We start from the raw sequence: 13,381 nt of genomic DNA, 5'->3' as shown, positions 1-13,381 counted from the left end.
GCTACTCAATGTTTAAACCATTATATTAAAATTATTTTAAAAATGATTTATTTAAGTTAAACAAGTTTTGAAGTTTTATGAAATGTGGATGGTTGAAAATGATAATTTTCTAGAAAAAATCCCCCAACAAACTCTGTTTGCTGGGGGATTTTTTATGCTTGTTAATAGCTATGTCGGGGCTTACCCATAGTTGTAGGAGCGTCAACAAAATGGGATAAATTACACTTTTGTAGTCTAAGTTCCTGGTACTTTTGCATGTTGACGAAGAGTATTGTAATCATTTAACATTACCAGTGTAATTGATAACGATTATCATTATCAATGTTATCTTGAACTGATTAATAAAAATTATTCGATAGTTGAAAGTGAGAGTTGAAATGACTATGATCCAGACTGAAAATACAGAACTGATAAATTTTTTGAGTGATGAAGAATCCGAAACGTTGGATTACCTTAATCGGGAAGAATCTGATCTGGAAGAATCCTATATAAAAAATATGCAAGCAGGAAGAAGAGGAATCTCTCAACGTCTTTTTCAAGCACTTATCAGAGAACAAATAATAGATGACGAGCGGATTTTATGGCTGACAGGAATGGATAACAGCATTTCCATAAAACTAACTAGTGGAAAAGTGCTTCACGCTGACATTAAAAAATGGCATTCACTGGGACGATTTGATGTAGATGGTGATTTATTTGTTCAAGATGAACAGTATTCTAAGATTCTCTTACATCCCGTGGAGCTTGTTGAGTTGTTAAGGAATGAAGGCTTATTAAAAGAAGCAACAGCAGAACAGTATCATCGCTTTAAATTGGAGATTCTAAATGGGGCAGCTAACTTCACATTAGCCTTAACAGGTGCCGATCGAAGAAAAAAAGACTTAACTTCTACTGCTCATTTATTGCATATTCAGACTTCACTTGAGTGGGTTATGCATCAGAAAAAAGTCGATAAAAGGTTCAGCCCTCTTGCTTTTTATGAACAATGGGTCGTAGAAGGCCATCCACTCCATCCAGGAACCAAAACTAAGTTCGGTGTTAGTACTGCAGATGTCATCAAGTACTCACCAGAGTGGGGCGGTAATCCGGAGGTTGCATTTGTAGCTGTTTCGAAAAAGCATTGCCACACCACATCAATCGATGAACAATCCGTTACAAGCCTTTTATATCAAGAATATGAGGGATTACACTCCGTTGTGGATGAAACTTTACATATATTGGGATTGAAGGTTGATCAGTTTGAAGTAATTCCCGTTCACCCTTGGCAGTTTGAATATACATTACCTACTTTGTACAAAGAAGAAATCGAGATGAAGAGAATCGTTCCTATTTTAAGTTTTCGTATTCCTACTCAGTCGTTGGTTTCTTTTCGTTCGTTAGCCCCCATCCAAAATCGCGGACAGGGAAGGCACCATATTAAAACAGCGGTCAATATTCAAACTACCAGTGCTGTTCGTACCGTTTCTCCCAATTCGGTAGAGAACGGACCTATTCTTTCGAAAATAATGGCAAGCATTTTAGAAAAAGAGAATAATTTTGATGGTCGTTTTGTAGTAATACAGGAACGGGCAGGTGCTTATTACAAATCACTTAAAGAATCGCTGTCAGAAGAAGAAAACTGGACATTTAAAGCGAATTTAGGATCACTTTTACGGGAGAATCCTGAGAACCATATCAAAGAAGAAAATGAAATACCGATGGCTGCTGCAGCGCTTCTTGCGGAGTCACCCATAAGCGGTAAGTTAATTGCCGTTGAACTGGTTGAGGAACTGGCTGTCCACTATCAGTTGTCAGATCAGAAAGAGGCAGCTTCTCTATTTATCCAGAAATATGCTGAGGCATCGCTACCAGGATTTCTGACGTTAATGGTTCGGTATGGAATTAGTTTAGAAGGACATATGCAAAATAGTGTGAGTGTTTTTCGGAATGGCGAGCTGGTACGTATTCTATTAAGGGACTTCGGTGGTATCAGAATTTTGCCGGAAAGATTAGAGAAACATGGGTATGATGCGAAGTTTTATCCAGGCTCATCGATCGTCACAGATCAAGTAGACCAGTTAAGAAACATTATTTCGTATTCCGTGATTCAAAACCATTTTGCCGAATTGATTACATGCCTTGTACGATCTTTGGAAATAGAAGAGGACAGGCTATGGGAGGAAGTAGCGATCGTTTGTAAAGCTGTATTTGAAGACCTTAAGAAGGATTCTTCTATTGCACAACAGGCTGAGGCAGATGAGTACGAACTTTTTCAGCCAACGATACATTTAAAAGCATTGACGACTATGCGTCTGCAGGGGGACATCACCGCTTACACATTTACCCAAGTTCAGAACCCCTTGATGAAATGGAATGGAGAGATTCAATCATGACGACAATTTCAACAGAACGTCCTGAAATAAATACGATCCCAACAGAAGATAAGACCTTCAGCCAGGAGCATTTATTCAGTGATGAATTTACCATTCTGCATTTCTTGAAGGACAATTTCCCGGACATGGCACCTGCTTATGAATGCTCAGTTGAAAAAGGACGACAAGGAATATTAAAGCGCCTGGCGGGATCGATGGTACGTGAAGATATTATGGGGCTGACGTCAGACTCATATGATTTGTTCGTGATGGACACTACTTATGCAATAAACGTTCCAGTCATTAATGATTACTGGAAAAAAGTAATGAAGGAACTCCATACATATGGCTTGAAAAATGGTGACACTTACAAACTATATCCTCTTTCTGAGAAGAATTTTCTCATGATTCCGGTCGGTCAAACCTATGCGTTTAACCGGGCAGAAGTAGATGGACAGATTTTACAAGTTTCAGAACTCGGAATTAACCCAATTGAAAACGCGGTGGAACTGCTTCATTTTATGAGTGAGAAAGAACAGACTTACCAGGAAAAAGGGCAAAGCTCATGGGTGAAACTAGAGGAAGAATTAACGAATGGTAGTGCGAATCTGTCACTTTCCTATGCCTACTGGGAACTGAAGAAAAAAGAACTTCAGCAAAAAGCAGGAGAACATGAAATTACCAATACAATTGATTGGGTTTTGTTCAGAAAGAAACAAGACCCTGGATTTGATTCGAGTCTATTTTTTGAACAACTAAGTATTGAAGGACATAACCTCCACCCAGGCACGAAGACGAAAGTAGGCATGGACCCAGAAGATGTGTTTCGTTATTCCCCTGAATTTGATGGAGCAGCGGATTTACAGTTTGTCGGGATTAGAAAAGAATACGCAGAATGGAAACAGGAAGAAGAGAAGGAAAAGAATGCAAATGCTTTTCTTTTTAACGAGTATCCAGAGTTACCAAGAACAATCGAAAAACAATTTGCAAAATGCCAACTTCAAGTAAATGATTATGTGTTTGTCCCAGTGCATCCTTGGCAAATGGAACATGCGATACCTGATATTTATGAAACTGAAATTCAACAACGAATAGTCATACCTATACATGGTCTAAAGATTCCAAGTGGGGCAACCTCTTCTTTTAGAACCTTAGTGCCTCTGAAGGCAGGGACTAAACACTCGATAAAAGTAGCGATCAACAGCCAAATGACATCTACTGTCCGCTCTATATCGGCTAATACGACCAATAATGCTGCGGTAATTACACGACTTATTCGTTTAGTAATGGAGAGGGAACAAGAGCTGTCTAAGACATTTGTTCCAGTATGTGAATGCGCAGGTTTTAATTTTAAACTGAACAAAACAGGAGATCTTTCAGATAATCAAAAATTAAAGAACAGGAATTTATCTGCAGTGTTACGGGAGAATGTAGAAACATTCGTTACCTTGGACGAAGTAGCTATCGTTGGCAGCTCACTTTTTGGTCAATCACCAATCACCGAAAAAACAATTCTTGTTGAGTTAATTGAGAAGTACGCAGAAGAACGTAAGGAACCTTCCCTCCGAAATGCTGCGTTTCAATTCGTTTCCGAATATGCATCAATTGCACTGCCAGGCTTTCTGACACTCATGGTAAAGTATGGAATTGGTCTGGAAGGTCATTTGCAAAACAGTGTGATGGTGTTCAAAAATGGTCGCCCTGTTCGAATGCTGTTCAGAGACTGGGGAGGTAGCAGAATCCATCTAAACAGGCTCGAACAATCAGGATTACAAACCGAATTTTATCCAAATTCAGCAACAGCAACAAATTGTTTAAAAGAAATGCATAACAAAGTTTTTTATACGGTATTGCAAAATCACTGTGGAGAGCTGTTATTGCAAGTGTGCCAACAATTCGGACTGAAAGAAGAAGAGTTGTGGCAGGAAATTCATGTGATCTGTGAAACAGTTTTTGATCGGCTTGAAACCACAACATATGCTAAAAATGCCCGTATAGACAGAGCAGCTTTTTATCAGGAAAAAGTAGATTATAAAGCACTGACAAAAATGAGGTTGGAACCGGAAGGAAAGGATTATTCGTATACAAGCGTACCTAATCCTCTTTTTGTATGTCATCGGAAGGAAGTATAACTTTACATGTCAAACTTAGATATTCAATCTCAGACGTCACGTTTTGCCATGAATTCAAGAGTTTTTCAGATTTTCATGTCGGGCAGCTTGGTGACACGGGTAGGAGATTGGATGGATTTAGTCGCATTGAATTGGGCGGTGCTTCAATTAACAAATTCTCCGCTGATGTTAGGGGTGGTTAATGCTTGCCGTCTACTTCCTACTTTCCTACTTAGCGTACCAGCTGGGTTATTGGCTGATCGTTATGATCGACGAAAACTATTAATCTTCATTCAAATAGGAATGATGTTCTTGACGTTTTGCTTAGGATATCTTGTAGATATAGGTCCAACATTATTTTGGGCATTTATTCTAATTGTCACGCTGCGATCTATGCTTGCAGCTATGGATTCGCCCATCCGTAATGCTTTAGTGCCAAACCTTGTGTCGCCAAACGCTATGTCTAGTGCAATTGCTATTAATACGCTCGTCATCAATCTTTCTCGTATTATTGGACCGGCGCTTGCAGGAATGTTGCTTGCAATCACGGATATTGCCAATATATTTTATATTAATGCATGGGGGACGTTAGGTGTACTCATATCTTTAGTCATGATTCGTTCTCATGCTGTCCCAAAATTCACTAAAAAGAATAGAGAAAAAACAACGTTCAGAGAGGCTGTAGATTATGTGAAGAATCAGCCTTCCGTTCAATCATTGCTCATGTTTGCTATAGTACCCATGATTTTTGGTTTTCCTTACACAACAATGATGCCGTTATTCGCCCGGGACCTATTAAATCTTGGGCCAGAAGGTTTTGGACTGCTTTTGTCTATTTCTTCAATCGGTGCTTTGGCAGGGGGAACCTGGCTGTCTCTTGGCAAAGAAATTAAGGGTGCAGGCAAGTGGTTGATATGTTCTATTATGGGATTTGGTTTATCTTTGCTGTTCTTTATCGCTGCTCAAAACTTCTTACAAGCAGGACTCGCTATGTTTCTTGTCGGTTTAACAAGTCAAACGTACAGAACGATGAGCCGTATTACGCTTCAAATGCATGTTCCTGACCAACTTCGAGGCAGGGTTTTGAGTATCGCGTTAATGGATAGAGGGTTTATTCCGTTAGGAGCAATCCTTTTAGGCGCTATTGCCACATGGGCTGGGACTTCTTGGGCAGGTATTGTGATGGGGGGAGGCTGTATTGCGATTACATCAATTATATTAACGGTAAGTCGTCAAATATGGAATTTATAGGGGAGTGTTCATTTTTTATGATGGAAAATACTGTGAAATCTCTCAGAATGGAACAAAAGAAACCGTTTTGTGCCTATTTATATGACTTACCAAAGCTTCGCAACCATGTTCATCAGCTGACCACATCACTTCCTTCAGTAAGTCGTTTATTTTATGCGATAAAAGCTAACTCAGATGAGACACTTCTAAGAACATTAGCGCCAATCGTTCATGGATTTGAAGTGGCTTCACTAGGGGAAATAGAAAAAGTTCGAGCTGTAGACAAAGACATTCCTATTCTCTTCGGAGGGCCTGGGAAAACGCAGGATGAAATTGAAGGAGCTATTGATCACAAAGTGACGCTCATAAATGTCGAGAGTGTACATGAGTTACAACTGGTTAATTACATCGCCAGTCAAAAAGGGACCACTGTGGATATTTTGCTGCGCGTTAATTTACGTAGTTCAGTACCAAATGCTCGATTGAAGATGGCAGGCGTTCCGACACAATTTGGGATTGATGAAGTAAACATACCGATTGCGATTTTATTGGCTAAAAGTCTGTTGAATATTACCCTTCGAGGTTTTCATTTTCATGCGATGTCCAATAATCTTGATTCCAAAGGACATGCTGAATTTGTGGACCGTTGTTTTGAACTATCAAAAACATGGGAGGAAAACTTTGATTTTGATATTTTCTACTTAAACGTAGGGGGAGGCATCGGTATCAATTATCAAGATATAGAAAATCAGTTCAACTGGATGGACTTTATGGATCGTTTAAACAGAGTACTAGCAAAGCACAAAGATGCCAATTGGGAAGTGCTGTTTGAATGCGGTCGTTACATCACGTCTTCGTGCGGATACTATGCAGCGGAGGTATTAGATATCAAACAAAATCATGGCGAATACTTTTGCGTAGTACGGGGCGGAAGTCATCATCTCAGACTTCCCGCAGCCTGGAAACAGAGTCACCCATTTACGATCATACCAATAGAAAAATGGCCATACCCCTTTATCCGTCCCAAAATAAATGAAGCGGTCGTGACAGTGGCAGGAGAGTTGTGTACACCAAATGACATATTGGCTAGAGATATCAACGTACCAAGTCTAAAAGCGGGAGATATCCTGCTTTTTAGCTATGTAGGCGCATACGGCTGGGCTATTTCCCATCACGACTTTCTTAGTCATCCACATCCGGATTATTATTACATAGAAGCGGACACAATTAGCGGTTCTGGGTCGAAAATGGAAGCATCAAATAAATCGGATAGAACACCAGCGGCAGGAGTGCCCTAAAGAAAATAAACGAGCGGTGGGATTGCCTACCGCTCGTTTATTTTCTTTAGCTTATATTGCTTCATGTTTGGATCCGAAGCGCCCTGGAAACCTTTCGCACTAAACTACATCTTCATCCCACTTGTTTCAATCAAGAGACTTTTAACATTAGAATTCGATCTGACAGAGATTACTTACAAAATGAAGGAAAGACTTTCAATAAAGGTGAAGTGAAAAACATAAAAGGTTTTAATTAGGAATTAAGTGCGGAAGGGTTTGAATCGTGATACACTTTCTTTTAGTTATTGAGGTAATAGGAGGATAAAGATGAAAGATATTTTATTTATATTAGTATTACAATTGATTTATGTTCCAACTTTCACACTGAGAACAATCATGCTGGTAAAGGGAAGGTCCGCAGCTGCTTCACTCTTAGGTTTTGCAGAAGCATTGATTTATGTGTTTGGTTTGTCAATAGTGTTCAGTGGAGATCAGAGCTTTATGACAATGTTTGTGTATGCTCTAGGTTTTGGAGTAGGGATATTAATTGGTACAAAAATCGAACATGAACTTGCGATAGGGTACACTACACTACAAGTAATTCTTACCAATAACAATGAAACACTTATAGAACAACTTCGCAGCGAAGGATATGGGGTTACTACATTTGTTGGTCAAGGTAGAGATGAAGCACGCTATAAACTGGAGATATTAACAAAGCGTAATCAAGAAGAGGGTTTGTATGAAGTAATACAAGATTATGAACCAAATGCTTTCATTATTGCGTATGAGCCAAAAACATTCAAAGGCGGTTTCTGGGTAAAATCAATGAAAAAACGAAAAAAGAAAAAGAAGATACAGGAACCCATTAACAAAGATTTAATGCTTTAATATTAAACACCTTAAACCGATAAGAAATTATCGGTTTTTTGGACTGTAAAAATAGCGGATTTCTTCTATATTATGATTCTCATAACGTCTAAGTACCTATTGGGATGAATCTGATGGGGGATTTTCAAATAACTGTTAGAGAGAATGGTCTTTGTTCAGGACAATCCCTCTAATATGTAGAGTTACACACGTCACTATTCATCGTAAAAGAGTTCATTATCCAAAAATTAATCCATATGATTAGACAGGTTGCAAGGTTTCTTCTGCGACAAGTAACTGCAGGTGCCCAGGGGAGTTATTGACATACCAGCCGCAGCATTATTTTGTTCTTTAGTTTATGTTGCTTCGTATTTGCATCAGAAGCACTTCGGAAACCTGAATAATCAAGTTTCAGACTTACTATTTATTTGCATCTAGCGATAGTGAAAAATAAGCGTATTACTAATTCTTCATACTTTCTCAACATTTTTAGATTATGATAAAAGTGTAGGAAATTATTCTTAATTTATAAAGTGAAAAAAGGCTTATCTCGTTTACCTTTAAGGAGCATATGAATGAAAAATAATGTAGGCATCACGTTAAAAATCGGTCTATTGTTTAGCACAATCTTTATCGGGTTGTTTTTGATTCTGGCTTCCATACTGTACGGTGTATTTACGAATTTATTTGTTGACTACATTAAGCAGGATTTGCAAGTTAGAGGGAATAATCATGCTAGAATCGTAGCCGAAAGCCCGAACAAGGAAACTATTGGACATGTAATCGAGATGGAAAAAGGTGCTTCGACGAGTGTACTAATAACAGATATTGAACAGAAAGTGCTCGCATCATCGGAAACTCCTGACCAAGATATGGACAATCATTTGGTGGACAAAGGAAGTAAAGAAACTGCCCGTGTTTTAGAAAGCGATTGGAGACAACACAAGTATATTATTACGATATCCCCCATGAAAAATAACACTGGCTATGTGTATATGTACTACCCATCTAAAATCTTAAGAGAAATTATTTATATCATGAATGTTTTATTTATTGTCTCAGGTTTAGGTATCTTGTTACTGGCTTTTGGACTTATTGGGTTTATTTCACAGAGATTGACGAAACCTCTTGTTATCATGAAAGAGGCAACAAATAAAATAGCATTAGGAAAGTACAAGCAAGTTATTTCAGTTAAAGGAACTGATGAAATCGCACAACTTGGTAATTCGATACAAATACTTGGGGAACAATTACAGTATTTTGAAAACAGTAGAAATGAATTCTTAGCAGATGTTTCTCATGAGCTCCGCACGCCATTAACGTATATTAAGGGATACAGCGATATTCTTGCAAAGGGTAAAGTTTCCAATAAAGTGGATCAAGAGAATTACTTGAACATAATTAATAAAGAAGCTAGTCGGCTTACTTTTCTAGTGAATGATCTTTTTGAAATGAGCAAGATTGAGGTAGGGAAATTTGAATTAAATAAAGAAATAACCATGATTAATGAACTTATTGAAAAAGTGGTTTCAAACCTAATACCTGCAGCGAGAAAAAAGGGGTTAGATATTAAAGCTGACTACCAGGCTGATTTACCTGAGATTTCTGTGGACTTAGAAAGAATGGAGCAAGTCTTTTATAATCTTATTGAAAATGCGATTAAATATACCATTAATGGTCAGATTACAATACGCTCTTATTTAAAAAGTGATTTTGTTATCATTGAAATTCAAGACTCTGGTATCGGAATTCCTTCAGAAGAGTTACCGAAGATTTGGGAACGATTCTATCGTGTAGACCAATCAAGGACACGAAAAACAGGAGGAACTGGACTGGGCTTATATGTGGTCAAACAAATTATTGAATCACATCATGGTAATATAATTGGCAGCAGTACGGAGAATGAAGGGTCGACATTTACTATTTTTCTTAAATTATAAGATGATAATTTATATAAGTAGGGTGAGAAAATGAAAAAAATATTGATTGTTGACGATGAATTTGAAATGAGACAACTGTTACGACTATATTTGCAACAAGAAAACTATCTTCTAGAAGAAGCAGAGGATGGAAGAGAAGCGTATGATAAAATGTTGAAAAATGACTATGATCTAATGATTCTTGACGTTATGATGCCATTGATGGATGGGTGGCAGACGTTACAGCAAGTAAGGAAAATCTCTGATATACCCATTATGATGCTAACGGCTAAAGGCTCGATTCAGGATAAGGTACAAGGCTTATCAACAGGTGCTGATGATTACTTAGTTAAGCCTTTTGAGGAAGCTGAGCTAATGGCAAGGGTGCAAGCTTTATTACGTAGAACTCATCACCATGACAGAGATGATGAAGTGTTAAAATACAAAGGCATTATCTTGAACCTAACTTCACGTGATGCCATCTATCAAGGAGAAGTTCTAGACCTAACCCAAACTGAATTTGATCTTCTGCAAACATTCATAGTGCACCGTGGTAAAGTACTTTCAAGAGAACAGCTTGTGGAGCTCATTTGGGGAATAGAATTTATGGGAGAAGAGCGGACGGTTGACTCCCATATTAAAAATCTTCGGGATAAATTACAAGAAGCTAAAATTGAAAAATCACTCGTCAAAACAGTATGGGGTATTGGATATAAAGTGGAATAAGGTGAGCATATGAAAAAAACCGTATGGATGGCAATATTGATTTTATTAGTAATAGTCGGAATTTCATTTCTATTATTTGTTGTAAGGATGATTTGGTTTCCTCCAAGTTCGATGGGAATGATGATGGACCATAAAATAATGTTCCATCACATGTCTTTCTGGTTTGGCCAAATGTTTTGGATTTTATTAATTTTGTTGGGAATCATACTGTTGGTCTCGATGATGTATTTGAAAAAAAGGAATAAATAAAATAGCATGTGGAAATCGTAGATGGCATTGTAACAGGTGCCATCTACGTTTTTTTTATAATCAATATGGTCTCCATACTTTCTTCATAGTTGTCCTTTATAGTTAAGTTATAGGAACAACAACGAGTCAAACGAAAGGGGAGAAAGAAAATGGGCTATGGTATGGGTTATGGAATGGGAATGGGAGGCGGAGTCTTAATGTGGATCGTATTATTGGTAATTATCGGTTTTGTAGTTTACTACTTCGCGAAAAACAAAAATGCCAATGGGTCAAATAGTTCTCAGCAAGTCCTGGGTCCAGACGCTATGGAAATTGCTAAAATCAGGCTTGCCAAAGGTGAAATATCGTCGGAAGAGTTTGAAGACATTAAAAAAAGTATTTTATAATAAGGAGAGAAAAATCAAAATGAGAAAAACAATCGTTACTGGAATACTAGCAGCAGCTCTTATTACAGCAGGTGGTACTGGTATGTATATGACATCAGCATCTGCAAACGAAAATTCAGTGAACTTAATGCAACATCAGGGGATGGGTATGGAACAAATGCATGACATGATGGACTCTGAAAATTTCGAGGACATGAAAGAATTCATGGAAAATGGAAATGTGAATTTTGGTCAAATGAAACCTTTTATGAAGAAAATGCATCCTGAATTAAGTAATAAGGAATTGCTAGAACACTATAAAGAAATGCATGGAACTGCGGGTTCAGCTAGCAGCCACAATTTTAAAAATATGATGGGAAACTAAAGGGTAAGTAGAAGGTCGTTTCTCATCTAAATTCAATATGGGTGTTACCCGACTGAAGGCATCATCAATTGGCTATGTAAAATAGAATAGTAATACAAATAGCGGCCGAAATTTTATCTTTGGCCGCTATTGATCGTAAAAAAACGTGCATTGGCCTCAGCCACTGTACGTTTTTTTCTTTAGGCATACGTTGCAAAGTACCCCTAAACCGTTTCGGATTTTTAATTTATTTGCACATTAAAAATGTACTTATGTCCCTCTTTTAGCCAAGGTACTCATGGTTACAAGTAGAATACAAGTTTTATCAGCAAATTTTTAGAAATAACTGGGTTTACAAAACCATTACTTCACCTTCATGGAGCATTAACACTACTAGTATATATTTGTCCTATCAAGGATTAGGAGGAATGTTGAATGTTCAATAAGAAATTCAAAAAGAAACTTATCCCTTTAGCTGTGATGACGTCTGTTGCATTTGCTAGTTTAGGAGGATCTATCTCTATGGCTGAAGCAAAAGAAAAAAAGGTGAATACGCCAGAAATTAAAAACGTCATCTTCTTGATTGGTGATGGAATGGGAGTTTCATATACAACTGCCTATCGTTACCTACAAGACGCACCTAAAACGAAATTCGCAGATCGCACGGAGCTTGATAAATATCTTGTAGGTCTGCAAATGACGTATCCAGAAGATCCATTACAAAACATAACAGACTCTGCTTCGGCTGCAACCGCAATGTCTGCTGGAATTAAAACATACAATAGTGCAATCGCTGTGGATAATGATGGTTCAGAAGTGAAAACGGTATTGGAAGCTGCAAAAGAACAAGGAAAAGCAACTGGACTTGTTGCCACATCTGAAATTACTCATGCAACTCCAGCCTCATTTGGAGCACATGATGAAAGTCGACAAAACATGAATGCCATTGCGGATGATTATTATGATGAACTAATTAATGGTAAACATAAAGTGGATGTTCTTCTTGGTGGAGGGACTGATTTATTTGAGCGAAAAGATCGTAACCTTATTGAAGAATTCAAAAAGGATGGCTATAGCCATATAACAAGTAAAGACGAATTATTAAAGGATACAAATAAACAAGTTCTTGGCCTATTCTCTGACCGTGGAATGCCGAAAATGATTGACCGTTCAGAGGAAACACCTTCTTTAGGAGACATGACTACTTCGGCTATTGATCGTTTAAATCAAGACAAGGATGGTTTCTTCTTAATGGTTGAAGGAAGCCAAATTGACTGGGCTGGGCATGACAATGACATCGTTTCTGCGATGAGTGAAATGGAAGACTTTGATAAAGCATTTAAAGCAGCTATTGAATTTGCAAAAAAGGATAAGCATACATTAGTTGTCGCAACTGCTGATCACTCCACAGGTGGTTATTCTATCGGTTCAGATGGTATTTATAACTGGTTTGGTGAGCCCATTAAAGCAGCTAAACGCACACCTGATTTCATGGCAAATGAAATCGTGAAAGGTGCAGATGTAGAAGAAACACTTGAAAAATATATTGATCTTGATTTGACTACTGAGGAGATTAAATCTGTGAAGGATGTATCTACGAAGAAAGCAGTAGATATTGATAATGCGATAGAAAAAATATTTGATAGCCGATCAAACACAGGATGGACTACTAGTGGTCATACTGGCGAGGACGTTCCTGTATATGCCTTCGGACCTGGTGCGGAGCGTTTTGCAGGACAAATTGACAATACAGACAACGCGAAAATTATTTTTGATGTCTTGAAAAAAGGGAAAAATAAAACACGTATTGATGATAAATAAATTTTTTCTTGCCACATGATTAATATAGATAGAAGGATCTGACTGTTACATAAAAAGTCAGTCCTTCTTTTTTAAAATGAATGTATAGTAGGAGGGTT

At 37.8% G+C, this 13,381-nt stretch carries 11 protein-coding genes; all 11 read left to right on the top strand.

From position 1 onward, the window contains the following. Positions 1–377: 377 nt before the first annotated feature. The 11 genes from E2636_RS16090 (at position 378) to E2636_RS16040 (ending at position 13,283) form a co-directional block, all read left to right on the top strand. The gene (locus E2636_RS16090) at positions 378–2,372 is read left to right on the top strand and encodes an IucA/IucC family protein (RefSeq protein WP_134211122.1); all 1,995 of its coding nucleotides are present in this window, start codon (positions 378–380) and stop codon (positions 2,370–2,372) included. Next, positions 2,369–4,483: an IucA/IucC family protein gene (locus E2636_RS16085; protein ID WP_134211121.1), complete on the top strand. Its 2,115-nt coding sequence runs from the start codon at positions 2,369–2,371 to the stop codon at positions 4,481–4,483. The genes E2636_RS16090 and E2636_RS16085 overlap by 4 nt, the downstream gene beginning before the upstream one ends. Positions 4,484–4,489: 6 nt before the next feature. Next, positions 4,490–5,713 (top strand): MFS transporter, encoded by a 1,224-nt coding sequence (locus E2636_RS16080; protein ID WP_134211120.1) that lies wholly within the window; start codon positions 4,490–4,492, stop codon positions 5,711–5,713. Positions 5,714–5,760: 47 nt separating this feature from the next. After that, entirely contained in the window at positions 5,761–6,990 is a 1,230-nt protein-coding gene (locus tag E2636_RS16075; protein ID WP_243840676.1) for a type III PLP-dependent enzyme, read from the top strand. 306 nt (positions 6,991–7,296) lie between these two features. Next, positions 7,297–7,860, top strand: a complete 564-nt coding sequence (locus E2636_RS16070; RefSeq protein WP_134211118.1) for a DUF2179 domain-containing protein — start codon at positions 7,297–7,299, stop codon at positions 7,858–7,860. 554 nt (positions 7,861–8,414) lie between these two features. Beyond that, the gene (locus E2636_RS16065; protein ID WP_134211117.1) at positions 8,415–9,779 is read left to right on the top strand and encodes a sensor histidine kinase; all 1,365 of its coding nucleotides are present in this window, start codon (positions 8,415–8,417) and stop codon (positions 9,777–9,779) included. Positions 9,780–9,809: 30 nt separating this feature from the next. Further along, the gene (locus tag E2636_RS16060; RefSeq protein ID WP_134211116.1) at positions 9,810–10,484 is read left to right on the top strand and encodes a response regulator transcription factor; all 675 of its coding nucleotides are present in this window, start codon (positions 9,810–9,812) and stop codon (positions 10,482–10,484) included. Positions 10,485–10,493: 9 nt separating this feature from the next. Further along, on the top strand, positions 10,494–10,733 hold the full coding sequence (locus E2636_RS16055; protein WP_134211115.1) for a hypothetical protein: 240 nt from the start codon (positions 10,494–10,496) through the stop codon (positions 10,731–10,733). A 149-nt stretch (positions 10,734–10,882) separates the two neighbouring features. Continuing rightward, positions 10,883–11,119, top strand: a complete 237-nt coding sequence (locus tag E2636_RS16050) for an SHOCT domain-containing protein (RefSeq protein WP_134211114.1) — start codon at positions 10,883–10,885, stop codon at positions 11,117–11,119. Between the two features lie 19 nt (positions 11,120–11,138). Further along, positions 11,139–11,483: a hypothetical protein gene (locus E2636_RS16045; protein ID WP_134211113.1), complete on the top strand. Its 345-nt coding sequence runs from the start codon at positions 11,139–11,141 to the stop codon at positions 11,481–11,483. 414 nt (positions 11,484–11,897) lie between these two features. After that, on the top strand, positions 11,898–13,283 hold the full coding sequence (locus tag E2636_RS16040; protein ID WP_134211112.1) for an alkaline phosphatase: 1,386 nt from the start codon (positions 11,898–11,900) through the stop codon (positions 13,281–13,283). Positions 13,284–13,381 lie beyond the last annotated feature (98 nt).

The sequence above is a fragment of the Paenisporosarcina antarctica genome, assembly GCF_004367585.1.
GTDB lineage: Bacteria > Bacillota > Bacilli > Bacillales_A > Planococcaceae > Paenisporosarcina > Paenisporosarcina antarctica.
This window is presented reverse-complemented; position numbering and strand designations above follow the sequence as displayed.